Below are 23,633 nucleotides of genomic sequence, written 5' to 3'. Positions count from 1 at the left end.
AGACGCGAAACGTGGAACAAAAGCTGAAAGCAATGAAGAACACAGCACAAAATAAAACGTGGGTATCCTTCCTGAATCAAAACCATCCCTATACCTTGCTTCACTGGTCAATTGGAGGAGCAGAATCCGTCAAGAAAGATGTTTGGCTATTGCAGGATGAAATGACCTTCGAGACGCAGGAGTTTACAACGATAGACCTTGCGATTGAATGGATCAGAGAACATATGGATGATATTACCGACGTTTTGTGAAATAAAAAAGCGAAAGAGCCGACGAGGCCTTTCGCTTTTTTATTCTGTTGAGACCTTCATTTTGTCTAAAAACTCCTGCACCGTTTTTCGGTACGTGTCCCGGTTTTTGGTGTATGACATGGCATGTTCACCGTTCTCGGCGATATACAGCGCTTTCGGTCCGGTTTTCTTTTCGTAAAGCCGCTCGGTTGAAGAAACAGGAATGTAATCATCATCCTGACTGTGAATAAAGAGGACCGGCTTTTCGATTTGATCAATGACAGCAAGCGGAGATACTTCGCGAGCGCGATAGCCGCCCCTCAGCTTCAAAAAGAAGTCGGCGATAGGGAGCAGGGGCCAAGACGGGAGCCTGTATTCCGTTTTCAGCAGATAGGCAAGCTGTTCATCAAAACATGCGAACGGACAATCGGCAATATAAAAATCAGCGCCATCTTCACAGTGTGCGCCAGCGTAAAACAGAGCGGTCACAGCTCCCATCGATTCACCGTGAATTCCGATCAATCCGCGATGATTTGTTTTGTTTTTGAGCCAGCTGACAACCTCATTGAGATCATCTTTTTCATAAAACCCGTAGCTGGTCGTCTTTCCGCCGCTTTGGCCATGCCGGCGGTGATCATAAATAAGTACATTCCAGCCGAGATCAAGAAATAAATGCATATACTTAAGAGAATTCAGCACATTCATCGTTACTCCGTGGCAGATGATGATGGTGTTTTGAGTGTCATGCGGTGCGACATGGTATCCCTTTATGTTATACCCGTAAGCGGATGGAATCTCAAAAGCAGTTTTCTCCATTTGTTCAAATGATTCGAACACATCATGTCCGTCGTCTTTCTCTCTTTTGATAATGTCTTCGTCCGTTTTTTTCTTGATGAATAGAATCATGTTCGAAAAAACAATTCCGATTGCGATGACAGCAGTTAAGAGAGCGCCAATGGCCAAAAGGATTTTCTTCAAAAGTCACAGCACCTTTCAACGAAATATATAGGTCATTCGTGTGTAAGATCATTATACCTAAACACTGCTGCGCTGAGAAAGTTATCAGAAGAGAGTTTGCTTGTTCAGCTTATATGCTCCGTGATAAACTGGCTTCAAAACAATACATGGGGGAAGTCTGCATGAAAAAACAAAAATCCGCTGATAAACACCAGCTAAAAGACGGCCTTCAATCCGATATCAAAGCAAAGCTTATGGAGATGAAGAGCCAATTGAAGGAAGAGGATGAAAAGAGGCAGGAAAGAGAAAAAGCAGAACAGATCAGAAAGAAAAAAGAGATCGAAAAAAATAAAAGTTTTGAACAACTCCTAAATGAAAGCCAAATGGATTGGCATCGATATAAATAAATCGGCCACCCATACAGAGGCTGGTTTCAGGTGTGTCGACAAACACTTGTGTACCTTGTCAAGCCTGTGAGTCGGCAGCTTCCATGCATGTCTTTTCTAACTTGCATGTTTTTCAATCGCGGTTAACAAAATGAAATCAGCACCCTTAAGGGTGCTGATTTTTCTATTAAGAGCGGTGGGCTTCATAAACGTCTTGTTTCGTATGAGATTGAAGCGCTTTGATTTCCTCTTCTGTTAAACGCCGAGCGTTTGCTGCCTGAATGTTTTCTCGTAACTGCTCAACCTTACTGGCGCCTGTAATCACTGAAACGACAGCTGGCTGTGCTAACAGATACTGCAGCGACTTTTCTGTCATTGAAAGGTCGGGAGCCACTTCCTCCATTGCCTTGCGGGCATTTGTCAGTTCCTCAAATGAATAGGACAAGTACCCGTTTTGTTTCATGCTGTCTGCCGCTTGATCAAGGGGTCTTTCGGTTAAGAGCCCTTTGGCAACAGGGCCTCTGGCGACTACGCTGATTTGATGCTCCTCTAAAAGCGGGAGCCATTCCTCAGGGCGTCTGTCAAACAAGCTGAATTGCATCATGATGCTGACGATGTTTGATTTCTTTACATATTCTTTTATCACATTCGGGCGGATGGAAGAAATGCCATAGTAGCGGATGACACCTTCTTGTTTTAATTCCTCAAACGCCTCGATCGTTTCATCAATGTTATCCTCTATCGTGCCGCCGTGTAGCTGATAAAGGTCGATATAATCAGTTTTCAGCCGTGTAAGGCTCTTTTTTACCGCTTCTTTTATGTAAGCTTTTGAAGGGTCCCAATACCAGCCCTCGCTCCCGTCATCCCAACGGTTTCCCGCTTTTGTTGCCAGAATAATATCTTGGCGTCTGTTTTGGATCGCATCACCGACGATTTCTTCGTTGCGTCCCCGGTCATACAAATCCGCTGTGTCCAAATAGTTGATGCCGAGCTCTATCGCTTCATCCAAAATGGACAATGCTTTGTTTTTTTCAGTTCCAAGAGACATACAGCCGAGTCCGACTTCGCTTATTTCTAAATCAGATGTACCAAGTTTGCGCTTTCTCATGTGCACACTCCTTTTTTTAGGCTTTGTATTGACCGTAATATAAAGGAGCCAAAGTTTCAACTTTTACGGCTTTGAGACCCATTCTTTTACATATTGAAATGTGCGTCCATACTCTTTTAACTTTGCCCGAATTTCCCACGCTTTTCCGACTAAGACAACACCTTTTGGCATGCGGTACACTTTCACGAAAAGGCCTCCTTTTCTCTAGTATGATAAAATGTATGGGGCATCATATAGAGACAGAACGGGAGATGAAGAAATGAAATCATTAGAAGAAAAAACAATTGCCAAAGAACAGATCTTTTCAGGTAAAGTTATTGATCTATTTGTCGAGGATGTAGAGCTGCCAAACGGCAAAACGAGTAAACGTGAAATTGTGAAACACCCTGGAGCAGTAGCGGTATTAGCCGTCACAGATGAAGGGAACATTATCTTGGTCAAACAATTCCGTAAGCCGCTTGAGCGGACAATCGTTGAAATTCCAGCCGGAAAGCTTGAAAAAGGTGAGGAGCCGGAGTATACGGCACTTCGGGAACTTGAGGAGGAAACCGGCTATACAGCAAAAAAACTGACAAATATAACTGCGTTTTATACCTCTCCCGGCTTTGCTGATGAAATCGTTCACGTATTTCTTGCTGAGGAGCTTTCTGTACTTGAAGAAAAACGGGAGCTTGATGAGGACGAGTTTGTTGAAGTGATGGAGGTGACGCTTGAAGATGCGCTAAAGCTGGTTGAATCGCGTGAAGTATACGATGCTAAAACTGCCTATGCGATTCAATATCTTCAACTGAAAGAAGCGCTCCAAGCACAAAAATGAAAAAGATTTACGCGGATTTGCACATTCATATCGGCCGGACCTTTACAGGAAGAGCTGTCAAAATAACAGGCGCCAAAACATTAACGCTGGACCGAATTTTGGTTGAAGCCAGTGAACATAAAGGAATTGAACTCCTCGGTATTATTGACTGTCATTCTCCGGAAGTCATTCTAGAGCTTGAGGAAGGCATATCATCTGGAAAATATCACGAGCTTGACGGGGGAGGAATCCGTTATCGCAGTACGACTCTTTTATTGGGGAGCGAGCTGGAGATTTATGATGAAGACTGCAGCGGGCCGATCCATGTGCTTGTATTTATGCCGAAGCTGGCTGATATGAAGCAGTTTTCAAACTGGCTGTCAGCCAGGCTGAAAAATATTCATTTAAGCTCACAGCGGATATATGAAACGGGCTTAAACCTGCAACAAAAAGTCAAGGAAATGGGCGGTCTTTTTATCCCCGCCCATATCTTTACACCGCACAAAAGCTTATATGGAAAAGGGGTTAAATCAAGCTTAACTGAGGTTTTTGATCCGTCAATGATAGATGCGGTGGAGCTTGGATTAAGCTGCGATACAGACATGGCTTCACACATATCTGAATTGAATCCGTATCCTTTTTTAACAAATTCTGATGCGCATTCGTTGGGGAAAATCGGCAGAGAATATAATGAACTATATGTGCAATCAGCTGATTTTACTGAGTTTGCTCTTGCATTAAAAGGGCAAGATGAAAGGAAAATGATCGCAAATTACGGCTTGGACCCGTTATTGGGGAAATATTATCAGACGGCTTGCGAAGCGTGCGGAGAACCTGCCGTGAGCGGGGAAAAATCGTGCGCGAATTGCGGCAATGTTAGATTTACCAAGGGAGTCAGCGAAAGATTGCGTGAATTGAGTGATCAGCCTCAAGTTCGCGTCCCGCGTCCGCGATATGTACATCAGATCCCCCTGCAATTTGTTCCGGGTGTAGGCCCGAAAACGCTGGACAAGCTAAAAAAAGCCTTCGGAACAGAAATGGCTGTTCTTCATGAGGCTGCAGAAGAAGATTTGGCTCACGTTGTCCCGCCAAAAACCGCGGCGCTTATCGTAAAAGCGAGATCCGGAAAACTGGAATTGAAAGCCGGAGGAGGAGGAACCTACGGTAAAATTAAACCGTGAGTTAAAGATTAACTCAGTTCCTCCTGTACTTTTCTTTTTGTCCGTATAAAGGTAATCAGCTGGATGATTTCATCTTCACTCAGCGGCTTGCCATCAACAGAAATGGTAAAGTCAAGGCTGCTCCACGTGGCCAATTCAATGGTCTGAGGAGCAGTCTGCTTTTGTTTCTCGCGGCCTAAAAGTTCATCGCAGGTTGTGTCAAAGAGGTCAGCAAGCATGGCAAGTGCCTCAAGAGAAGGCCGTCGGTAGCCTGACTCGTAGCCGGCATATGTGCTTTTTGCGATGCCTAGAAGGTCAGCTGTATATTGAAGTGACCAATTTTTCTTTTTTCTCAATTCAGTTAAACGATCTAGATTCATGAACTTCCGCTCCTTTTTCACCTTGAGCTGATTATATCATATAGGTATTAGGAAGTGTACGCGAATTGAATAATAATGTCTTGCGTATTTTATTTTCCGTGTCTATAATTGCATTAAAAGTATGCGAAAAGCGAATACCTTCTCGCAACCCATCTTTAGATACAGTGAAGAGGTGCATGGTATGAAAAAATTATTGATGTTGACAACTGGGGGAACGATTGCTTCAGTTGAAGGGGAAAATGGGCTGGCTCCCGCGGTCAAGGCTGATGAATTACTAAGTTACGTATCAAAACTTGATAACGATTACACGATGGAAACTCAGTCGCTTATGAATATAGACAGCACCAATATGCAGCCTGAATACTGGGTGGAAATAGCCGAAGCCGTTAAGGAAAATTATGATGCCTATGACGGGTTTGTTATTACTCACGGTACAGATACAATGGCCTATACATCTGCCGCACTATCATATATGCTGCAGCATGCCAAAAAGCCAATCGTCATCACCGGCTCGCAGATTCCGATCACGTTCCAAAAAACCGACGCCAAAAAAAATATTACAGATGCCATTCGCTTTGCCTGTGAAGGCGTAGGCGGGGTTTATGTTGTATTTGACGGCAGAGTCATTCAAGGAACGCGTGCGATCAAATTAAGAACGAAAAGCTATGACGCATTTGAAAGCATCAATTACCCATATATCGCTTTTATCAATGAAGACGGGATCGAATACAACAAACAAGTAACGGAACCTGAGAACGACACCTTTGCAGTTGACACTTCACTTTGCACAGATGTATGTCTGCTGAAGCTGCATCCAGGCTTAAAGCCCGAAATGCTTGATGCCCTGAAAAGCATGTACAAAGGGATTGTCATTGAGAGTTATGGCAGCGGAGGGGTGCCGTTTGAAGGCAGAGACATTTTGTCAAAAGTGAATGAGCTGATTGAAAGCGGCATTGTCGTCGTCATTACAACTCAATGTCTGGAAGAAGGCGAAGACATGAGCATTTACGAGGTAGGCCGCAGAGTCAACCAAGACTTAATTATCCGATCAAGAAATATGAACACAGAAGCCATTGTGCCAAAATTGATGTGGGCACTAGGTCAGTCTTCGGATCTCCCTGTCGTCAAGAGAATTATGGAAACGCCGATAGCTGATGACGTTGTCCTGTAAAATGTAAAAACGATAACCAGCAAAGAGAAAGAAGGTTAAAGATTATGTTAAACGGCCAAAAAGAATATCGCGTGGAAAAAGACTTCCTTGGGGAAAAACAAATTGAGGCAGATGTTTATTACGGAATTCAGACGCTCCGTGCTTCTGAAAATTTCCCGATTACGGGATACAAAATCCATGAAGAAATGATTAACGCACTGGCGATAGTAAAAAAAGCCGCGGCTCTTGCCAACATGGACGTGAAACGGCTGTATGAAGGAATTGGCCAAGCTATCGTACAAGCCGCTGATGAGATTCTTGAAGGCAAGTGGCACGATCAGTTTATCGTCGATCCGATTCAGGGCGGTGCCGGAACTTCTATGAACATGAATGCGAATGAGGTTATCGGAAACCGGGCTCTTGAAATCATGGGACATAAAAAGGGAGATTATATCCATTTAAGCCCAAACACACATGTGAATATGTCACAGTCTACAAACGATGTGTTCCCGACTGCGATTCATATTTCCACATTGAATCTCTTGGAAAAACTGCTGAAAACAATGGAAGATATGCATAGTGTGTTTAAGCAAAAAGCACAGGAGTTTGATTCTGTTATTAAAATGGGCCGGACACACCTTCAAGATGCGGTTCCAATTCGTCTTGGGCAAGAATTCGAAGCGTACAGCCGTGTTCTGGAGCGTGATATTAAACGAATCAAACAATCGCGCCAGCACCTGTATGAAGTCAACATGGGCGCAACTGCTGTTGGTACAGGGCTAAACGCTGATCCCGAATATATTAAACAGGTAGTAAAGCACCTTGCTGATATCAGCGGTCTTCCTCTCGTCGGCGCTGATCATCTTGTTGATGCAACACAAAATACAGATGCGTATACAGAGGTATCAGCTTCATTAAAAGTCTGCATGATGAACATGTCGAAGATCGCAAACGACCTGCGCTTAATGGCGTCAGGACCGCGCGCGGGCCTTGCGGAAATTTCTCTGCCTGCACGTCAGCCGGGGTCATCCATTATGCCGGGAAAAGTCAATCCGGTTATGGCGGAGCTGATCAACCAAATTGCGTTCCAGGTTATTGGAAACGACAATACAATCTGCCTTGCTTCAGAAGCAGGACAGCTTGAATTAAACGTCATGGAGCCCGTGCTTGTCTTTAATTTGCTTCAATCTATCAGCATCATGAACAACGGCTTCCGCTCGTTCACTGATAATTGCTTAAAAGGCATCGAAGCCAACGAAAAGCGCTTAAAGCAATACGTAGAAAAAAGTGCGGGAGTCATCACTGCAGTCAATCCGCATCTTGGGTATGAAGCGGCAGCTAGAATTGCCCGGGAAGCAATTATGACAGGGCAATCTGTCCGCGATCTTTGCCTGCAGCATGATGTGCTGACAGAAGAAGAATTGGATATCATTTTAAACCCATATGAAATGACAAAACCAGGTATCGCTGGGAAAGAACTATTAGAAAAATAAAATTTGAACAAAAAACAGCTTATTCATCTCGGGATATTCCGATGAATAAGCTGTTTACAACATAGGGATGAGGAAGTATAGTATACGTGTTGCACTATTTATTGAAAGCGTTTTAGCTTTTTACATGAAGGGGGACTTCTTTTGAAGGATGTAAGACTGCCAACACTATTTGAAATTATTATTGTACTAGGATCATTTTTAGCACTTGTCATGTCGTTTACCGTCTTTTTAGACTTGCCGATACAGCTCGCGCTTTTCATTTCCTGGTTTATCGCAATGATTCTCGGAATCAGACTCGGTTATACTTATAAAGATATGCAAAATGCGATCCTGCATGGAATATCAAATGGGCTTGAAGCCGTTCTGATTCTTGTTTCAGTAGGAGCGCTTATTGGAACATGGATCGCTGGTGGAATTGTGCCCACACTGATTTACTATGGTTTAGAATTTATTCACCCTAGCATCTTTTTACTTGCAACGCTTATTATTTGTTCAATTATGTCTGTCGCAACAGGTACGTCATGGGGAACAGTCGGAACTGCCGGCATTGCCATGATCGCAATTGGAGAGGGGTTAGGCATTCCGCTTCCTCTTGTAGCTGGTGCTATCCTTTCAGGCGCTTATTTCGGGGACAAGCTGTCTCCTCTGTCTGACAGCACGGTTCTTGCTTCTTCGCTATCTAAAGTAGATGTGTTAGACCACGTCAGAGCAATGCTCTTTTTATCTGTGCCAGCATATGTGATTACAGCTATTCTCTTTACAATTACTGGTTTTATGTACGGCGGGAAAAATATTGATCTTGATAAAGTTGACTTCTTGAAATCATCTTTGCAAAATACGTTTGACATTCATATTTGGATGCTGATCCCGGCTGTTGTTGTTATTGTCTTATTGGCGATGAAAAAACCATCAATGCCGGTTATCGTGATTGGTGCGTTACTTGGTGCAATCTGGGCTGTTGCTTTCCAAGGCATGAATCCTGCGGACGCTATCGCTACCGCATACAACGGATTCTCCATTAAAACAGATGTTGAATTTTTGAATGGCCTATTAAACCGCGGCGGAATTGTCGGAATGCTCAGTTCCCTTGTCGTGATTATCTTTGGACTTGGTTTTGGCGGACTGCTAGAAAAGCTTGGCGTCTTAAAAGTGATCGTTTCTATGTTTGAAAAGAAGCTGACATCACCGGGCAATGTGACTTTATCTACGCTGATCGTAGCGTTTTTAGCAAACATCTTTGGCTGTGCGATGTATGTATCTCTTATTTTGACTCCGAAAATTATGGAAGACAGCTATGATCGTTTGAATCTCGATAGAAGGGTGTTATCCCGTAACTCAGAGGTCGGGGGTACATTAACTTCAGGTATGGTTCCTTGGTCTGATAACGGGATTTACATGGCGGGAATACTAGGAGTTTCTACCTTCTCATATCTGCCGTTTATGTGGCTCAGTTTTGTAGCAATAGGTCTTGCCATTATCTATGGTTATACAGGAAAATTTATATGGTATACGAAAAACAATACAGTTAAAGCTGAAAAACTAGGCTAATAGGGGAGGATACTGAATGATAGCGAAACACATGATTCGGACACTGATGATCGAAACGCCTTCGGTTCCCGGAAATCTTGGAAGGGTGGCTACGGCAATCGGCCTTCTGGGCGGGGATATTGGTGAAGTGGAGACTGTAAAAGTCGGCCCCAATTACACAATGCGGAATATTACCGTTCAAGTGGAGAATGAAGAACAGCTTCAGGAAGTGATCGCGGCTGTCCAGGCCCTCGGAGAAGGGATCAGACTTCATACCGTATCTGATGAAGTCCTGTCCGCACATGAAGGCGGAAAAATCCAAATGAAAAGCAAAATGCCGATCCGTTCACTTGCAGAGCTGGGGCGTGTCTATACACCAGGTGTTGCAGATGTGTGCCGATTGATCGAAAAAGAACCTGAAAAGGCTTCTATATATACAACGATCAGCAATTCTGTCGCGATTGTAACCGATGGAACCGCTATTTTAGGTCTTGGAAATATCGGCTCTGTCGCAGGCATGCCTGTCATGGAAGGAAAGGCTGCTTTATTTGATCAGCTGGCGGGCATTAGCGGCATCCCGATATTGCTTGATACGAGTGATCCGGAAGAAATCATCAAAACGGTAAAACATATTTCTCCTGGTTTTAGCGGTATCCTTTTAGAGGATATCGGTTCGCCGCATTGCTTTGAAATCGAAGACCGCCTAAAAGAGGAGCTGAACATCCCTGTTATGCACGATGACCAGCATGGTACAGCTGTAGTGACGCTGGCTGCTGCCATCTCGGCATGCAGGAGTGCGGGGGTTGACCTCAAGGAAGCGAAAGTGGGGCAAATCGGCCTGGGCGCGGCAGGCGTCGCCATCTGCCGGATGTTCATGGCCTATGGCGTGAAAGCCGTGTACGGAACAGACAAATCAGAGGCGGCAATGAACCGTCTTGAACAATACGGCGGACATGCGGTTTCCAGTATTGAGGAGCTCATGGAAACATGTGATATTGTCATTGCTACAACTGGAGTTCCGGGGTTAATCAAACCGGCATTTGTACGTTCCGGCCAGGTGATTTTGGCATTATCAAATCCGAAGCCGGAAATTGAGCCGGAGGCCGCACTGCAGGCTGGCGCCGCATATGCAGCTGACGGGCGTTCTGTTAATAATGTACTCGGTTTTCCGGGGATTTTTAGAGGAGCGCTTAACGCAAAGAGCAAGGAAATTAATCATGATATGCTTGTCGCAGCAGCAGAGGCCATCGCAGCCTGCACAAAACAAGGCGATGTGGTCCCTCAGCCGCTTGATTCAAAAGTCCATCATGAGGTAGCAGCAGCTGTCGAGCATGCAGCTCTTACAGCAGTAAAATAAAAGTAGCTAAACAGCACCTTAGCAGGGTGCTGTTTTTTCTTATCCGTGTTCAATTTTGTTATCATTACTAAATAAGGGAGTGATCACATGGCAAAAAGCAAGGCAAAAAAGAAGCGGGAGCATCGGCTGAGAAACGGCGGACGTGACGTCTTATCATCAAGAGGCAGTACACCATCTTTCAGCACACATGAAAGAATGACAAAAAGCAAAAAAGAGATTTTGAATAAAAGCAAGCATAAGAATCCTTATGATCATACGGCAGTTGATGATAAGGATTTTTTTTCGTCCAAAAAAACCACCTAGCATTCTTCTCTATCGTTTCTTTTTGAAAAGGGGCATCTTTTTGTGTTTCTTTCATACAATCTATTAAATCAAATCAATAGAGCGGGCGGGAGGAAACGGTATGCGAAAAATCTCTTATAAGGACATGTTTCTCAGGCACGTCAAAGATCATCTCTCTCTTTATATATTTGTTTCAGTGCTGTTTTTCATGGGTGTCATCTTTGGCGCGATCATTGTCAACAGCATGACCATCAGCCAGAAAGAAGATTTATACTACTATTTAAGCCAATTTTTCGGACAGCTTTCGGATGGAAAACAAGCAAGTGCATCTGATATGTTTGGACAAAGTATCTTTCATAATGCAAAATATTTAGGGCTAATGTGGATATTGGGGATTTCCGTCATTGGCATGCCGATTATTTTTATCATGATCTTTCTAAAAGGCATCGTCGTCGGCTTTACTGTCGGGTTCCTTGTCAATCAGATGGGAGTGAGCGGGTTTTTCCTATCATTTGTCTCCGTTTTGCCGCAAAATGTGCTGCTGATTCCGGCGTATCTCATTATGGGTACGTGTGCGATTGCGTTTTCTTTAAAGTTAATTAGGCAGCTGTTCGTGAAACGAAGCCTGCATGACGCGCCGATTCAATGGTTCGGACGGTATGCCTTTGTGCTGCTGGTTATTCTGCTTTTAGCGCTGATTTCGTCTCTCTTTGAAGCATACTTATCTCCTGTATTAATGGAAAAGCTTACATCGAAACTTTTTTAAAATAATTATTAAAAGAAAATCGTTTTATTTATCAGTTTATAATAATTATAGTTGGAACTCTGCGCTTATTTTGTTATAATGAGTCATGGAATGCGGCGTAGGAGGGAAAGACATGGAAAACCGTATTGATCGAATTAAGAAACAACTGCACTCATCCAGCTATAAACTTACGCCCCAGCGTGAAGCGACAGTAAGAGTGCTGCTTGAAAACGAAGAAGACCATTTAAGCGCAGAAGATGTATACCTCCTCGTAAAAGAGAAATCTCCTGAGATCGGTCTCGCTACAGTATACCGTACGCTTGAATTATTAACTGAATTAAAAGTCGTTGATAAAATTAACTTTGGAGACGGCGTATCCCGTTACGATCTTCGGAAAGAGGGCGCAGCCCACTTTCATCACCACTTGGTGTGCATGGAGTGCGGAGCCGTTGATGAAATTGAAGAAGATTTGCTTGAAGACGTGGAAGAAATCATTGAACGTGATTGGAAATTTAAGATTAAAGATCATAGATTAACGTTTCACGGCATTTGCCACCGCTGTAACGGAAAAGAAACTGAATAGACGGTGCCGAGCGCGAACCTTTTCTCCTGGGGAAAGGGTTTTTTGCTGTTTCTATGTATAAAACCTTTCTGATTTGGCATATGGTTTATATAACTGGAACCATAGGGAAAGGATCGATTAGGACATGGGAAGATTCCTGAAAACAACTGTCGATGCATTGAAAGTTTTCATCCTGTTTACCGGTTTTACCGCTTTGTTCTATTATGCTATGATATGGGTGAATCAAGAGTATGAAAACTATCATCGGTACGATAAACCGGAAGGCTCCGCTGTAAAAGTTGTGGAAATGGATCAGGATGAAAAAGGCGGATGGTTCGACCGGTTGATCTTTTTTTACCAAAACGGGGAGTAGATCAAGAGTGAAAGATCAAATAAAGGATTTCATCCACTACGTCATGGTAGAGAGAGGGCTCTCTCAAAATACGATCGTATCCTATGAACGTGACTTGAAAAGCTATTCTCTCTACTTAACAGAAACCCTTCATGTTACGGATTGGAATCACGTGACCCGCATACATATTATCCAATACTTAAAGCACTTGAAGGACTCGGGGAAATCCGGGAAGACATCGGCGCGGCATTTGGCATCCATTCGCTCTTTTCATCAATTTCTGCTCAGAGAAAAAGTGACGGACAAGGACCCTTCCGTTCATATCGAAACACAAAAGACGGAACGGGCGCTTCCGAAAGTGCTCGCACTCAATGAGGTCGAGCGATTATTGGACACGCCTAAGCTGACGAGCCCTTTCGGCTATCGGGATAAAGCAATGCTGGAACTGCTATATGCGACAGGCATACGAGTCAGTGAAATGATTGAATTGAAAACGTCTGATGTTCATTTATCTATGGGGTTTGTCCGATGCTTCGGCAAAGGAAGAAAAGAGAGGATCGTGCCAATTGGTGAAGCAGCCGCTTCCGCCATTGAGGAATATATGACAAAAGCCAGGGGGAAATTGTTAAAGAACAATGTGTCTGACGCCCTCTTTTTAAATCATCACGGCAAACAGATCAGCCGCCAGGGATTTTGGAAGAACCTGAAGAAAATCGCGTTGGAAGCCGGGATTAAGAAAGAGCTGACTCCGCATACACTCAGGCATTCCTTTGCGACGCATCTGCTTGAGAACGGGGCAGATTTAAGAGCGGTTCAGGAAATGCTCGGTCATGCGGATATATCCACGACGCAAATTTATACGCATGTGACGAAAACAAGGCTGAAGGATGTGTACAAGCAGTTTCATCCGCGTGCATAGCCGCAGATGGCTGCGGCTTTTTTGTTTAGAGCGACAGAAAATATTGAAGTTTCTCATTATTTCCAAATGCATTGTCAACGGGAATGAAAACGGTTTATACTTGAGTTGTCAGACCTCTTAGCGATACAATAGACGTATAGAAAAAAAGGAGGCTTTCAAGATGCCTGCATACAAATATAATCGTGTGTTTTTAATTGTGATGGACTCAGTCGGAATTGGCGAAGCGCCGGATGCCGCTGACTTTAATGACGAAGGCGCTCATACGCTCGGGCATATTGCCGAGCATATGAACGGATTACATATGCCGAATATGGCAAAACTCGGCCTTGGTCTTATCGAAGATATCAAAGGTGTAGAAAAAACAGAACATCCGCTTGCGTATTATGGAAAAATGCAAGAAGCGTCAAACGGCAAAGATACAATGACCGGCCATTGGGAGATTATGGGCTTATACATTGATAAACCCTTTAAAGTGTTCCCGGAAGGCTTCCCTGATGAATTGCTTCAAGAGCTGGAAAAGAGATCTGGACGCAAAATAATCGGAAACAAGCCGGCTTCAGGCACGGCGATTTTGGATGAGCTTGGCCAGGAGCACATGGAAACAGGAGCTTTAATTGTTTACACGTCTGCTGACTCTGTTCTGCAAATTGCCGCTCACGAAGAGGTTGTGCCGCTTGAAGAGCTGTACCGCATTTGTGAAACGGCGAGAGAACTGACGCTTGATCCGAAGTATATGGTTGGCCGCATTATTGCAAGGCCGTTCGTCGGAGAGCCGGGGCAATTCAAACGGACGCCAAACCGCCATGACTATGCGCTTAAGCCGTTTGACCGCACTGTCATGAATGAATTGAAGGACAGCGGCTTAGATGTGATTTCAATCGGTAAAATCTCTGATATTTACGACGGAGAAGGCATTACTTCTTCACGGAGAACGGTTTCTAATATGGACGGAATGGACAAGGTGATCGATACGCTGGGAGAAGACTTTACGGGTCTCAGCTTTGCGAACCTTGTTGATTTTGACGCCTTATTCGGACACCGCCGTGACCCTGAAGGCTACGGACGCGCGCTTGAAGAATTTGATGCGCGGCTTCCGGAAGTGTTTGAAAAAATGAAAGAAGACGATCTGTTGATTATTACAGCAGACCACGGCAATGATCCGATTCATCATGGGACTGACCATACACGCGAGTATGTGCCGATTCTCGCTTACAGCAAAAAACATAAAAAAGCGCAAATGCTGCCGCTCGCAGATACATTTGCCGATATCGGCGCAACGATCGCTGATAATTTCCAAACAAATAAACCGAAATACGGGAAAAGCTTTTTATCTTTATTACAATAGGGGGACTGTTTCTTGAAGGACAGAATTGAACGCGCAGCCGCTTTTATTAAACAAAACCTGCCGGAATCTCCGAAGATCGGCCTTATTTTAGGCTCAGGTCTTGGCATTTTGGCGGACGAAATCGAAAATCCGGTCAAGCTGAAATATGAAGACATACCTGAATTCCCGGTATCTACTGTTGAAGGGCATGCGGGACAGCTTGTGCTGGGCACTCTTGAAGGAGTTTCCGTCATTGCAATGCAGGGCCGCTTTCATTTCTATGAAGGCTACTCAATGGAGAAAGTGACATTCCCAGTACGCGTGATGAAAGCGCTCGGCGTGGAAGCATTGATCGTGACAAATGCCGCAGGCGGTGTCAACACTGAATTCCGTGCGGGAGACTTAATGATTATTACCGATCATATCAACTTTATGGGGACAAACCCGTTAATCGGGCCAAACGAAGCTGATTTCGGCGCCAGATTTCCAGATATGTCTTCAGCCTATGACAAAGAGCTATCCAGCTTGGCTGAAAAGATTGCAAAAGACCTTAATATTCCAATTCAAAAAGGCGTGTATACTGCTGTGACAGGACCTTCTTACGAAACACCGGCAGAAGTCCGTTTCTTAAGAACGATGGGCTCTGATGCAGTCGGCATGTCTACTGTTCCGGAAGTCATTGTGGCGAATCATGCGGGAATGCGGGTTCTTGGCATTTCCTGCATCTCTAACGCGGCAGCCGGAATTCTGGATCAGCCTTTAAGTCACGATGAAGTAATGGAAGTGACCGAAAAAGTAAAAGCTGGATTTTTGAAGCTTGTTAAAGCGGTCGTCGCTCAATACGAATAAAAAAGAATCAAAGCAGGACCAAAAGACAGCTGTGTCTGATATCACACAGCTGTCTTTTTTTGTGCCCAAAATTCGAAACATTTTCCATCAGTGGCGTATAAAACCATCCCGCTTGGAAAAAATAAAAAGGATTATGAAATGGAGGGCTTTTGAGATGAAACGTCTTTTATCCACTTTGTTGATTGGTATAATGCTACTTACATTTGCACCGTCTGCATTTGCAAAACAAGACGGAAAACGCACATCGGAGCTTGCTCATGAAGCGAAGTCTGCGGTGCTGATAGAACGTGACACGGGAAAAGTGCTTTACAACAAGAATAGTAATGAGAGACTGGCGCCTGCAAGCATGACGAAAATTATGACGATGCTTTTGATTATGGAAGCTTTAGATAAAGGCAAAATCAAAATGAGTGATAAGGTCCGTACAAGCGAGCATGCGGCGTCAATGGGCGGCTCACAGATCTTCCTTGAGCCCGGCGAAGAAATGACTGTCAAAGAAATGCTGAAGGGTATCGCAATCGCTTCAGGAAATGACGCTTCTGTAGCCATGGCTGAATTTATTTCCGGCTCTGAAGAAGAATTTGTTCAGAAAATGAACAAAAAAGCAAAAGAGCTGGGATTGAAAAATACAGCCTTCAAAAACCCGACCGGATTGACAGAGGAAGGACATTACAGCTCTGCTTATGACATGGCAATCATGGCTAAGGAATTATTGAAATACGAATCAATTACGAAGTTTACCGGCACGTATGAAGATTACCTGCGTGAAAATACAGATAAAAAGTTTTGGCTTGTGAATACGAATCGCCTGATCAAGTTTTATCCTGGTGTAGACGGCGTCAAAACAGGCTATACAGGTGAAGCGAAATATTGTCTGACTGCTTCGGCTAAAAAAGGGAACATGCGGGCCATCGCAGTTGTATTTGGAGCGAGCACACCTAAAGAAAGAAACGCGCAAGTGACAAAGATGCTTGATTTCGCCTTTAGTCAATATGAAACGCATCCTTTATATAAACGAAATGAAACAGTAGCAAAAGTAAAGGTCAAAAAAGGGAAACAAAAATTGATCGAACTCACTACATCTGAGCCGATTTCAATATTGACGAAAAAAGGCGAGGATATGAACAATGTGAAGAAAGAAATCAAAATGAAGGACAATATCAGTGCTCCGATTCAAAAAGGCCAAGAGCTTGGCACTCTTGTTCTGAAAAAGGATGGAGAAGTACTCGCTGAAAGTCCAGTTGCTGCAAAAGAAGATATGAAGAAAGCCGGGTTTATCACATTCTTGAAGCGGACGATGGGAGACTGGACAAAATTTAAGTAATTATGCCGAATGACCACTAGTTTTGTCACGGTGAAGGAATTCATTCCGTCGAAATCGAAACACTCATTATCCGATCATATCAAGGAGGAATGAGCATGAGCCTTGGAATTGACATGCATGTCAAAGAATCTGTGCTTTGTATTCGATTAACAGGCGAACTCGATCACCATACGGCTGAAACCCTGAAACAAAAAGTGACTCAATCATTGGAGAAGGATGATATTCGCCATATCGTGCTGAACCTGGAGGACCTTTCCTTTATGGACAGCTCGGGGCTTGGCGTCATTTTAGGAAGATACAAGCAAATTAAGCAAATTGGCGGAGAAATGGTCGTTTGCGCTATCTCTCCTGCGGTGAAGCGGTTGTTTGATATGTCAGGTCTGTTTAAAATTATCCGATTTGAACAATCTGAGCAGAAGGCCCTGCTTACACTGGGGGTGGCATCATGAAAAATGAAATGCACCTTGAATTTTCTGCCCTCAGCCAGAATGAATCATTCGCCCGTGTAACAGTCGCTTCATTTATAGCTCAGCTGGACCCGACAATGGATGAATTGACTGAAATCAAAACAGTCGTGTCAGAGGCTGTCACGAATGCGATTATCCATGGATATGAAGAAAACTGTGACGGAAAAGTTTACATTTCTGTAACGCTGGAAGATCATGTCGTATATATGACCATTCGTGATGAAGGCTTGGGCATAACAGATCTTGAAGAAGCCCGCCAGCCTTTATTCACGACTAAGCCTGAGCTTGAGCGTTCTGGAATGGGCTTTACCATTATGGAAAATTTCATGGATGATGTCAGTATCGATTCATCGCCTGAAATGGGAACAACGATTCGCTTAACAAAGCACTTATCAAAAAGCAAAGCGCTTTGTAATTAAGGAGATTTGTTATGGATGTGGAGGTTAAGAAAAACGGCAAAAACGCTCAGCTGAAGGATCATGAAGTAAAGGATTTAATCAAACAAAGCCAAAATGGCGACCAGCAGGCAAGAGACCTCCTCATAGAAAAAAACATGCGTCTTGTTTGGTCTGTCGTACAGCGGTTTTTAAACAGAGGATATGAGCCTGACGATCTCTTCCAGATCGGCTGCATCGGGCTGTTAAAATCTGTTGACAAATTTGATTTAACCTATGATGTGCGTTTTTCAACGTATGCAGTGCCGATGATTATCGGAGAAATCCAGCGGTTTATCCGTGATGACGGAACCGTAAAAGTATCAAGGTCATTAAAAGAGCTCGGAAACAAAATTCGGCGCGCCAAGGATGAGCTTTCGAAAACACTGGGCAGAGTGCCGACGGTGCAGGAGATCGCAGACCATTTGGAGATTGAAGCAGAAGATGTTGTACTGGCCCAAGAGGCGGTAAGGGCTCCATCTTCAATTCATGAAACCGTTTATGAAAATGACGGAGATCCGATTACCCTGCTTGATCAAATCGCTGACAACTCAGAAGAAAAATGGTTTGACAAAATTGCGCTGAAAGAAGCGATCAGCGATTTGGAGGAAAGGGAAAAATTAATCGTTTATCTCAGATATTATAAGGACCAGACACAGTCCGAGGTGGCTGAACGGCTCGGGATCTCTCAAGTACAGGTTTCCAGACTTGAAAAGAAAATATTAAAACAGATCAAGGTTCAAATGGATCATACGGATGGCTAGTCTGCAGTGCAGGCTAGCTTTTTTGTGTGCAAAAGCGTGGTAATTTATGGTCTTTTCGAGCGGATGAATGAGAACAAAATCGAACCACATACTACATATATAACCACCGAAAGATGGTGATCAATGATGGAACGACGAATATTTATCCGGCTTCGCCACCGGGTGCTGGCACATCCAGGGGATATCATTACCGTTGGAGATGCCGCGCAGATAGAAGGGCAGCTGCAGCTGAAAAAGAAACTTTCGGCTATGCCGCTTTATCAAGTGAGCGAAAAAGATAAAAATATCGTAATTCTGGATATCATACAGGTCCTCAAAGCCATTCACTTACAAGATCCGACACTTGATGTTCAAACAGTAGGCGGAGCAGAAGCCATTGTTGAAATTCAGTATCGAAAACGGAAATTATCAACGGTTCTGTTTATCGGTGTCTGGCTGCTTCTGTTTATCGGATCGTGTCTTGCCATCATGAACTTTCATGAGGATGTAAGCATGAGAGATGTTCATATCGCACTATATGAAATCATAACCGGAGAGAGGAATGACTATCCATATTTGCTTCAAATCCCATACAGCATCGGTTTGGGACTGGGGATGATCGTGTTTTTCAATCACATATTTAAAAAGCGCCTAAATGAAGAGCCCAGCCCGCTCGAGGTTGAGATGTTTAACTATCAGCTTGATCTCGATCAATATGTGGCCATGCACGAGAATCAAGAAACCATAAAGGATCTGCATGATCGTTAGTGTATTGTTCATTATTTTTGTCGGGCTCGGCGGAGGCATAACGGTGGGGGCAGGTTTCGTTGCTTTTTTAACCGTAATGGGGATCATTCCGCGGCTGATGCAGCTCACCAAAACAATGAGATTTGTCCAGGCTTATGAAGCCGCTGTTATTCTTGGCGCGGTTTGCGGGGGATGGGAGACGCTTCATATGAATCATCTTTATCTGACAAAATGGATAGCTGTGCCGGTCGGACTTCTGGCAGGTTTGTTTGTCGGGATGCTAGCGGCTGCCCTTACAGAGGTTTTAAATGTCCTGCCGATTTTGGCAAAACGAATCGGGCTCAGAAGTAAAATCATTATTCTGTTAATGGCCATCGTGATTGGGAAAATCGCGGGATCTTTATTTCATTGGCTGTACTTTATTGACCATTCATAAGGAGGTTTCAAGATGACAAACATTAAAGAAAATTACAAATCAAAAGTAAAAACATATCAGCCTAAGCCGCCTTACGTCTGGAACTGTGTAAAAGCCTTTTTGGTGGGCGGGCTGATTTGTGCAATCGGGCAAGGTCTGCAAAATTTCTACATCCATTTTTTTGATTTTAATGAAAAAACTGCGGGAAATCCAACGGCTGCAACGCTGATATTAATTTCTGCCCTGCTTACAGGGTTCGGCATCTATGACAGAATCGGACAATTCGCAGGCGCCGGTTCAGCCGTACCTGTCACAGGATTTGCCAATAGCATGGCAAGCGCTGCACTTGAATATAAAAGCGAAGGGTTAGTGCTTGGGGTAGCGACTAATATGTTTAAACTGGCAGGAAATGTTATTGTTTTCGGGGTTGTGGCTGCATACATCGTTGGAATGATTCGGTTTGCTTTTGAGAAACTGATGTCATAGGAGGAGAAGATAATGAAATTAACAGGAAAGCAAACCTGGGTATTTGAACATCCCTTATTTGTGAACTCAGCGGGAACGGCAGCAGGACCAAAGGAAAAAGACGGACCGCTCGGCTCTCTATTTGATAAAACCTATGACGAAATGCATTGCAATCAAAAAAGCTGGGAAATGGCGGAACGGCAGCTAATGGAAGACGCTGTAAATGTTGCGCTTCAAAAAAACAATCTGACAAAAGATGATATTGATCTATTGCTGGCAGGCGACTTGCTGAACCAAAACGTGACGGCTAACTACGTGGCAAGACATTTAAAAATCCCGTTTCTTTGTATGTTTGGCGCTTGTTCAACATCAATGGAAACAGTGGCTGTCGCGTCAGCGTTAGTTGACGGCGGGTTTGCCAAAAGGGCACTCGCTGCCACCAGCAGTCACAATGCAACAGCGGAAAGACAGTTTCGCTATCCGACAGAATACGGAGGCCAAAAACCGGACACTGCCACTTCTACTGTAACCGGAAGCGGCGCAGTTGTCATCAGTCAGACACCGAGTGATATTCAAATCACAAGTGCGACTGTCGGAAAGGTTTCTGATTTAGGAATTACAGATCCTTTTGATATGGGATCGGCCATGGCTCCGGCTGCAGCTGATACAATTAAGCAGCACTTTAAAGATCTAAACCGGACAGCGGATGACTACGATCTTATCCTGACAGGTGACCTGTCAGGCGTCGGTTCTCCAATCGTAAAAGATCTCTTAAAAGAAGATGGTTATCCAGTCGGCACAAAGCATGATGATTGCGGGCTTCTGATTTATACCCCGGATCAGCAGGTCTTTGCCGGGGGGAGCGGCTGTGCTTGTTCAGCGGTTGTCACCTACTCTCATATTTTTAAGCAGCTGAGAGAAGGAAAATTAAACCGTGTATTTGTCGTGGCGACCGGTGCGCTGTTAAGCCCGACGATGATCCAGCAAAAAGAAAGCATCCCGACTATCGCCCACGGGGTTGTATTTGAGCGTGCAGGAGGTGCATCTTAACATGGATTATCTTTTGGCTTTTGTATGTGGCGGTGCCATTTGTATCGTCGGTCAGCTGCTCTTGGACATTTTCAAATTGACGCCAGCTCATGTCATGACAACATTCGTTGTAATCGGTGCCATATTAGATGGTTTCGGCATTTACGATAAATTTATTGAATTTGCCGGAGGAGGCGCCACCGTTCCGATCGTCAGCTTTGGTCACAGTCTTTTGCACGGTGCCATGCATCAGGCGCATATACACGGATTTATCGGAATCGGCATGGGAATTTTTGAGCTGACATCTGCCGGTATCTCAGCCGCCATTCTCTTCGCTTTTATCGTAGCTGTTATTTTCAAACCGAAAGGATAATGCCGACATGACAACAAAACGCAAGGTCATACTGGTAACAGACGGGGATGTGTATGCCGCTAAAACAATTGAATACGCCGCAAGAAAAGTAGGAGGCCGATGTATTTCACAATCGAAAGGGAACCCCTCCACTCGTAGCGGCGCCGAGCTCGTCAAGCTGATCGCCTCAGCACCGTATGATCCTGTTTTTGTCATGTTTGACGACTCCGGCCTTCAAGGAGAGGGTCCGGGAGAAGCCGCTCTGACCTATGTCGCGACCCATCCGTCTATTGAAGTGCTCGGTGTGATTGCGGTCGCGTCAAAAACACATCAGGCTGAATGGACCAGGGTCGATGTAAGCATTGACCGCAATGGAGAAGTAACTGAATATGGCGTCGATAAAGTCGGGGAAAGAGAATTTGATGACCACAGAATGAGTGGAGATACTGTCTATTGCCTTGATAAACTTGATCTCCCGCTTATTGTCGGTATCGGGGATATTGGGAAAATGGGCAGAAAAGACGATATCTCAAAAGGGTCGCCAATCACCATGAAAGCGGTCGAGTTTATTTTAGAAAGGAGCGGGTATCATGCCGGACCACAAGGAAGAGAAAATTCGGGTTTATCGGAATCCAGCTAAAAATGAAGAGTACTTCAAAAAACGTGTCGGGATGGGGACAAGCTATGATGTAGGTGTTCGCAAGCTCATTATTTTAGACAAAGAGATCCAGCTTTACTATCTAAATGGATTATGCGATACGGCTTATATTATTCATTTAATGAGAGAGCTTGTTGCCATTAACAATCGGAAAGAAGATCCTGATGAGCTGGTAGATATCGTCGAAAACAGATTGCTTAACGCCCAGGTCGAAAAAGTAAAAACCTTGGATGAAACCACCGACCAAGTGCTTTCCGGGCTCGTCGCAGTCATTGTTGAAGGCGCAGGCTTCGCATTTATCATTGATGTCAGGAGCTATCCGGGCAGAAATCCGGAAGAACCAGATACGGAAAAGGTAGTCAGGGGAGCCAGAGACGGATTTGTTGAAAATATCGTCGTCAATACGGCCCTTCTCAGAAGGCGGATCAGAGACGAACGCCTTCGAGTCAAGATGACGAAAGTTGGCGAGCGGTCAAAGACGGATTTAAGCATTTGTTATATAGAAGATATAGCTGATCCGGATCTGGTTGAGATCGTGGAAAAGGAAGTTGCATCCATTGATGTCGATGGATTAACAATGGCCGACAAAACTGTCGAGGAATTCATTGTTAATCAAAACTATAATCCTTTTCCGCTCGTGCGCTACACAGAAAGACCGGATGTGGCCGCGAATCATGTTCTTGAGGGCCATGTTGTCATTATAGTGGATACATCGCCTAGTGTGATCATTACCCCGACGACTTTATTTCACCACGTGCAGCATGCGGAAGAATATAGGCAGGCGCCTTCAGTCGGGACCTTTTTAAGATGGGTCAGATTTTTCGGTATTCTTGCTTCTACTTTATTTCTTCCGATCTGGTTTCTCTTTGTGCTTCAGCCTGATCTGCTTCCGGACAATATGAAATTTATCGGTTTAAATAAAGATACGCATATCCCGATCATCCTGCAGATATTTTTAGCGGACTTAGGAATCGAGTTTCTCAGAATGGCTGCCATTCACACACCGACAGCTTTATCGACAGCAATGGGTTTAATTGCCGCTGTTCTGATCGGGCAGATTGCAATTGAGGTCGGCCTTTTTTCGCCTGAGGTGATTCTGTACGTCTCACTTGCGGCGATTGGAACCTTTACGACGCCTAGTTATGAATTAAGCTTGGCAAACAAAATGAGCCGCCTTGTTCTCATGATACTCGTTGCCTTATTTCATATAAAAGGGCTCGTTATTGGATTTACAGTGCTAATTATTGCCATGGCAAGCATCAAATCCCTTCAGACACCGTACTTATGGCCGCTGATTCCCTTTAACGGAAAGGCGCTGTGGCAGGTTCTTGTCCGCACAGCGAAACCTGGCGCAAAAGTTAGGCCCAGTATCGTTCACCCCAAAAATCGCTTAAGACAGCCTACCAATTCATAATCGCATTG

At 44.2% G+C, this 23,633-nt stretch carries 30 protein-coding genes; 26 read left to right on the top strand and 4 right to left on the bottom strand.

Features of this window, described 5'->3' with window-relative positions:
• The first annotated feature begins 11 nt into the window (after positions 1-11).
• Positions 12-251, top strand: coding sequence for a YqkC family protein (locus tag CDO84_RS10840; RefSeq protein ID WP_014664498.1), 240 nt, complete (start codon positions 12-14; stop codon positions 249-251).
• A gap of 39 nt (positions 252-290) precedes the next feature.
• Here CDO84_RS10840 and CDO84_RS10835 read toward each other — a convergent pair whose 3' ends face one another.
• Entirely contained in the window at positions 291-1,208 is a 918-nt protein-coding gene (locus CDO84_RS10835; protein WP_040082717.1) for an alpha/beta hydrolase, read from the bottom strand.
• Positions 1,209-1,369: 161 nt separating this feature from the next.
• Between CDO84_RS10835 and CDO84_RS10830 the strand changes: the two genes are divergently transcribed.
• Positions 1,370-1,594 carry a YqkE family protein gene (locus CDO84_RS10830; RefSeq protein ID WP_014664496.1) on the top strand — a complete coding sequence of 75 codons (225 nt, stop codon included), beginning with the start codon at positions 1,370-1,372 and terminating at the stop codon, positions 1,592-1,594.
• Between the two features lie 166 nt (positions 1,595-1,760).
• Here the strand turns inward: CDO84_RS10830 and CDO84_RS10825 are convergent, their stop codons facing one another.
• Together CDO84_RS10825 and mciZ are read right to left on the bottom strand one after the other, a co-directional pair.
• Positions 1,761-2,681 (bottom strand): aldo/keto reductase, encoded by a 921-nt coding sequence (locus CDO84_RS10825; protein ID WP_040082719.1) that lies wholly within the window; start codon positions 2,679-2,681, stop codon positions 1,761-1,763.
• 63 nt (positions 2,682-2,744) lie between these two features.
• Positions 2,745-2,867 carry a Z-ring formation inhibitor MciZ gene (gene mciZ / locus CDO84_RS10820; protein ID WP_040082720.1) on the bottom strand — a complete coding sequence of 41 codons (123 nt, stop codon included), beginning with the start codon at positions 2,865-2,867 and terminating at the stop codon, positions 2,745-2,747.
• A gap of 73 nt (positions 2,868-2,940) precedes the next feature.
• Here mciZ and nudF point away from each other — a divergent pair, with 73 nt between their 5' ends.
• Both nudF and CDO84_RS10810 read left to right on the top strand, forming a co-directional pair.
• Entirely contained in the window at positions 2,941-3,498 is a 558-nt protein-coding gene (gene nudF, locus CDO84_RS10815) for an ADP-ribose pyrophosphatase (RefSeq protein WP_040082722.1), read from the top strand.
• Entirely contained in the window at positions 3,495-4,658 is a 1,164-nt protein-coding gene (locus CDO84_RS10810) for a TIGR00375 family protein (RefSeq protein ID WP_040082723.1), read from the top strand. The genes nudF and CDO84_RS10810 overlap by 4 nt, the downstream gene beginning before the upstream one ends.
• An 8-nt stretch (positions 4,659-4,666) precedes the next feature.
• Here the strand turns inward: CDO84_RS10810 and ansR are convergent, their stop codons facing one another.
• Positions 4,667-5,017 carry an HTH-type transcriptional regulator AnsR gene (gene ansR, locus CDO84_RS10805; RefSeq protein ID WP_014664491.1) on the bottom strand — a complete coding sequence of 117 codons (351 nt, stop codon included), beginning with the start codon at positions 5,015-5,017 and terminating at the stop codon, positions 4,667-4,669.
• A gap of 181 nt (positions 5,018-5,198) precedes the next feature.
• On the opposite strand from ansR, the gene ansA reads away from it, so the two are divergent.
• From ansA to spoVAF, 22 genes are all read left to right on the top strand, one after another.
• Entirely contained in the window at positions 5,199-6,188 is a 990-nt protein-coding gene (ansA, locus tag CDO84_RS10800) for an asparaginase (protein WP_040082724.1), read from the top strand.
• Between the two features lie 44 nt (positions 6,189-6,232).
• Positions 6,233-7,660 carry an aspartate ammonia-lyase gene (aspA, locus tag CDO84_RS10795; protein WP_014664489.1) on the top strand — a complete coding sequence of 476 codons (1,428 nt, stop codon included), beginning with the start codon at positions 6,233-6,235 and terminating at the stop codon, positions 7,658-7,660.
• Positions 7,661-7,801: 141 nt separating this feature from the next.
• Entirely contained in the window at positions 7,802-9,208 is a 1,407-nt protein-coding gene (mleN, locus tag CDO84_RS10790; RefSeq protein ID WP_014664488.1) for a malate-H+/Na+-lactate antiporter MleN, read from the top strand.
• A 16-nt stretch (positions 9,209-9,224) separates the two neighbouring features.
• Positions 9,225-10,544 (top strand): malic enzyme-like NAD(P)-binding protein, encoded by a 1,320-nt coding sequence (locus tag CDO84_RS10785; RefSeq protein ID WP_040082725.1) that lies wholly within the window; start codon positions 9,225-9,227, stop codon positions 10,542-10,544.
• A gap of 87 nt (positions 10,545-10,631) precedes the next feature.
• The gene (locus tag CDO84_RS10780) at positions 10,632-10,847 is read left to right on the top strand and encodes a hypothetical protein (protein WP_040082726.1); all 216 of its coding nucleotides are present in this window, start codon (positions 10,632-10,634) and stop codon (positions 10,845-10,847) included.
• A gap of 100 nt (positions 10,848-10,947) precedes the next feature.
• Complete coding sequence (spoIIM, locus tag CDO84_RS10775; protein ID WP_014664485.1) at positions 10,948-11,592, top strand: stage II sporulation protein M; 645 nt, start codon at positions 10,948-10,950, stop codon at positions 11,590-11,592.
• Between the two features lie 112 nt (positions 11,593-11,704).
• On the top strand, positions 11,705-12,154 hold the full coding sequence (gene fur, locus CDO84_RS10770) for a ferric iron uptake transcriptional regulator (protein ID WP_003223972.1): 450 nt from the start codon (positions 11,705-11,707) through the stop codon (positions 12,152-12,154).
• A 124-nt stretch (positions 12,155-12,278) separates the two neighbouring features.
• Positions 12,279-12,506, top strand: coding sequence for a YqzK family protein (locus tag CDO84_RS10765; RefSeq protein WP_014664484.1), 228 nt, complete (start codon positions 12,279-12,281; stop codon positions 12,504-12,506).
• A gap of 7 nt (positions 12,507-12,513) precedes the next feature.
• Positions 12,514-13,404, top strand: coding sequence for a site-specific tyrosine recombinase XerD (xerD, locus tag CDO84_RS10760; RefSeq protein ID WP_014664483.1), 891 nt, complete (start codon positions 12,514-12,516; stop codon positions 13,402-13,404).
• Between the two features lie 160 nt (positions 13,405-13,564).
• Entirely contained in the window at positions 13,565-14,749 is a 1,185-nt protein-coding gene (gene deoB, locus CDO84_RS10755; protein ID WP_014664482.1) for a phosphopentomutase, read from the top strand.
• A gap of 12 nt (positions 14,750-14,761) precedes the next feature.
• Positions 14,762-15,577, top strand: coding sequence for a purine nucleoside phosphorylase I, inosine and guanosine-specific (locus CDO84_RS10750; protein WP_040082727.1), 816 nt, complete (start codon positions 14,762-14,764; stop codon positions 15,575-15,577).
• A 154-nt stretch (positions 15,578-15,731) separates the two neighbouring features.
• Positions 15,732-16,901 carry a D-alanyl-D-alanine carboxypeptidase DacF gene (dacF, locus tag CDO84_RS10745; protein WP_040083771.1) on the top strand — a complete coding sequence of 390 codons (1,170 nt, stop codon included), beginning with the start codon at positions 15,732-15,734 and terminating at the stop codon, positions 16,899-16,901.
• Between the two features lie 95 nt (positions 16,902-16,996).
• Positions 16,997-17,350 carry an anti-sigma F factor antagonist gene (spoIIAA, locus tag CDO84_RS10740; protein WP_040082729.1) on the top strand — a complete coding sequence of 118 codons (354 nt, stop codon included), beginning with the start codon at positions 16,997-16,999 and terminating at the stop codon, positions 17,348-17,350.
• Positions 17,347-17,787, top strand: coding sequence for an anti-sigma F factor (gene spoIIAB, locus CDO84_RS10735; RefSeq protein WP_014664478.1), 441 nt, complete (start codon positions 17,347-17,349; stop codon positions 17,785-17,787). The genes spoIIAA and spoIIAB overlap by 4 nt, the downstream gene beginning before the upstream one ends.
• Positions 17,788-17,798: 11 nt before the next feature.
• Positions 17,799-18,566, top strand: a complete 768-nt coding sequence (gene sigF / locus CDO84_RS10730; protein WP_040082730.1) for an RNA polymerase sporulation sigma factor SigF — start codon at positions 17,799-17,801, stop codon at positions 18,564-18,566.
• A gap of 126 nt (positions 18,567-18,692) precedes the next feature.
• Positions 18,693-19,313, top strand: a complete 621-nt coding sequence (gene spoVAA / locus CDO84_RS10725; RefSeq protein WP_040083772.1) for a stage V sporulation protein SpoVAA — start codon at positions 18,693-18,695, stop codon at positions 19,311-19,313.
• Positions 19,303-19,728, top strand: a complete 426-nt coding sequence (gene spoVAB, locus CDO84_RS10720) for a stage V sporulation protein SpoVAB (RefSeq protein ID WP_003230463.1) — start codon at positions 19,303-19,305, stop codon at positions 19,726-19,728. The genes spoVAA and spoVAB overlap by 11 nt, the downstream gene beginning before the upstream one ends.
• Positions 19,729-19,740: 12 nt before the next feature.
• A complete protein-coding gene (gene spoVAC / locus CDO84_RS10715) occupies positions 19,741-20,193 on the top strand; it encodes a stage V sporulation protein AC (RefSeq protein ID WP_003223947.1) in 453 nt (150 codons plus the stop codon).
• A 12-nt stretch (positions 20,194-20,205) separates the two neighbouring features.
• Positions 20,206-21,222 (top strand): stage V sporulation protein AD, encoded by a 1,017-nt coding sequence (gene spoVAD / locus CDO84_RS10710; RefSeq protein WP_014664476.1) that lies wholly within the window; start codon positions 20,206-20,208, stop codon positions 21,220-21,222.
• Between the two features lies 1 nt (position 21,223).
• Complete coding sequence (gene spoVAE, locus CDO84_RS10705) at positions 21,224-21,574, top strand: stage V sporulation protein AE (protein WP_014664475.1); 351 nt, start codon at positions 21,224-21,226, stop codon at positions 21,572-21,574.
• Positions 21,575-21,581: 7 nt separating this feature from the next.
• The gene (spoVAEA, locus tag CDO84_RS10700) at positions 21,582-22,193 is read left to right on the top strand and encodes a stage V sporulation protein SpoVABEA (RefSeq protein WP_014664474.1); all 612 of its coding nucleotides are present in this window, start codon (positions 21,582-21,584) and stop codon (positions 22,191-22,193) included.
• Positions 22,144-23,625 carry a spore germination protein SpoVAF gene (gene spoVAF / locus CDO84_RS10695; protein ID WP_014664473.1) on the top strand — a complete coding sequence of 494 codons (1,482 nt, stop codon included), beginning with the start codon at positions 22,144-22,146 and terminating at the stop codon, positions 23,623-23,625. Before spoVAEA ends, spoVAF begins: the two co-directional genes overlap by 50 nt.
• The last annotated feature ends 8 nt before the right edge of the window (positions 23,626-23,633 follow it).

This window comes from Bacillus sp. MD-5, from assembly GCF_002201875.1.
Taxonomy (GTDB): domain Bacteria; phylum Bacillota; class Bacilli; order Bacillales; family Bacillaceae; genus Bacillus; species Bacillus stercoris.
Note: the sequence above shows the minus strand (reverse complement) of the source record. Positions and strands in the feature narration are given on the sequence as shown.

Bases quoted from the DNA above. Each gene is read 5' to 3' on its own strand.
- CDO84_RS10825 (WP_040082719.1), bottom strand. From the start codon at position 2,681: ATGAGAAAGCGCAAACTTGGTACATCTGATTTAGAAATAAGCGAAGTC.
- spoVAB (WP_003230463.1), top strand. From the start codon at position 19,303: ATGATCGTTAGTGTATTGTTCATTATTTTTGTCGGGCTCGGCGGAGGC.
- spoVAA (WP_040083772.1), top strand. From the start codon at position 18,693: ATGGAACGACGAATATTTATCCGGCTTCGCCACCGGGTGCTGGCACAT.
- deoB (WP_014664482.1), top strand. From the start codon at position 13,565: ATGCCTGCATACAAATATAATCGTGTGTTTTTAATTGTGATGGACTCA.
- spoVAE (WP_014664475.1), top strand. From the start codon at position 21,224: ATGGATTATCTTTTGGCTTTTGTATGTGGCGGTGCCATTTGTATCGTC.
- dacF (WP_040083771.1), top strand. From the start codon at position 15,732: ATGAAACGTCTTTTATCCACTTTGTTGATTGGTATAATGCTACTTACA.
- sigF (WP_040082730.1), top strand. From the start codon at position 17,799: ATGGATGTGGAGGTTAAGAAAAACGGCAAAAACGCTCAGCTGAAGGAT.
- fur (WP_003223972.1), top strand. From the start codon at position 11,705: ATGGAAAACCGTATTGATCGAATTAAGAAACAACTGCACTCATCCAGC.
- spoIIAB (WP_014664478.1), top strand. From the start codon at position 17,347: ATGAAAAATGAAATGCACCTTGAATTTTCTGCCCTCAGCCAGAATGAA.
- CDO84_RS10785 (WP_040082725.1), top strand. From the start codon at position 9,225: ATGATAGCGAAACACATGATTCGGACACTGATGATCGAAACGCCTTCG.
- spoVAC (WP_003223947.1), top strand. From the start codon at position 19,741: ATGACAAACATTAAAGAAAATTACAAATCAAAAGTAAAAACATATCAG.
- CDO84_RS10830 (WP_014664496.1), top strand. From the start codon at position 1,370: ATGAAAAAACAAAAATCCGCTGATAAACACCAGCTAAAAGACGGCCTT.
- spoVAEA (WP_014664474.1), top strand. From the start codon at position 21,582: ATGACAACAAAACGCAAGGTCATACTGGTAACAGACGGGGATGTGTAT.
- CDO84_RS10780 (WP_040082726.1), top strand. From the start codon at position 10,632: ATGGCAAAAAGCAAGGCAAAAAAGAAGCGGGAGCATCGGCTGAGAAAC.
- spoVAD (WP_014664476.1), top strand. From the start codon at position 20,206: ATGAAATTAACAGGAAAGCAAACCTGGGTATTTGAACATCCCTTATTT.
- ansA (WP_040082724.1), top strand. From the start codon at position 5,199: ATGAAAAAATTATTGATGTTGACAACTGGGGGAACGATTGCTTCAGTT.
- spoVAF (WP_014664473.1), top strand. From the start codon at position 22,144: ATGCCGGACCACAAGGAAGAGAAAATTCGGGTTTATCGGAATCCAGCT.
- ansR (WP_014664491.1), bottom strand. From the start codon at position 5,017: ATGAATCTAGATCGTTTAACTGAATTGAGAAAAAAGAAAAATTGGTCA.
- CDO84_RS10765 (WP_014664484.1), top strand. From the start codon at position 12,279: ATGGGAAGATTCCTGAAAACAACTGTCGATGCATTGAAAGTTTTCATC.
- spoIIM (WP_014664485.1), top strand. From the start codon at position 10,948: ATGCGAAAAATCTCTTATAAGGACATGTTTCTCAGGCACGTCAAAGAT.
- nudF (WP_040082722.1), top strand. From the start codon at position 2,941: ATGAAATCATTAGAAGAAAAAACAATTGCCAAAGAACAGATCTTTTCA.
- spoIIAA (WP_040082729.1), top strand. From the start codon at position 16,997: ATGAGCCTTGGAATTGACATGCATGTCAAAGAATCTGTGCTTTGTATT.
- CDO84_RS10810 (WP_040082723.1), top strand. From the start codon at position 3,495: ATGAAAAAGATTTACGCGGATTTGCACATTCATATCGGCCGGACCTTT.
- aspA (WP_014664489.1), top strand. From the start codon at position 6,233: ATGTTAAACGGCCAAAAAGAATATCGCGTGGAAAAAGACTTCCTTGGG.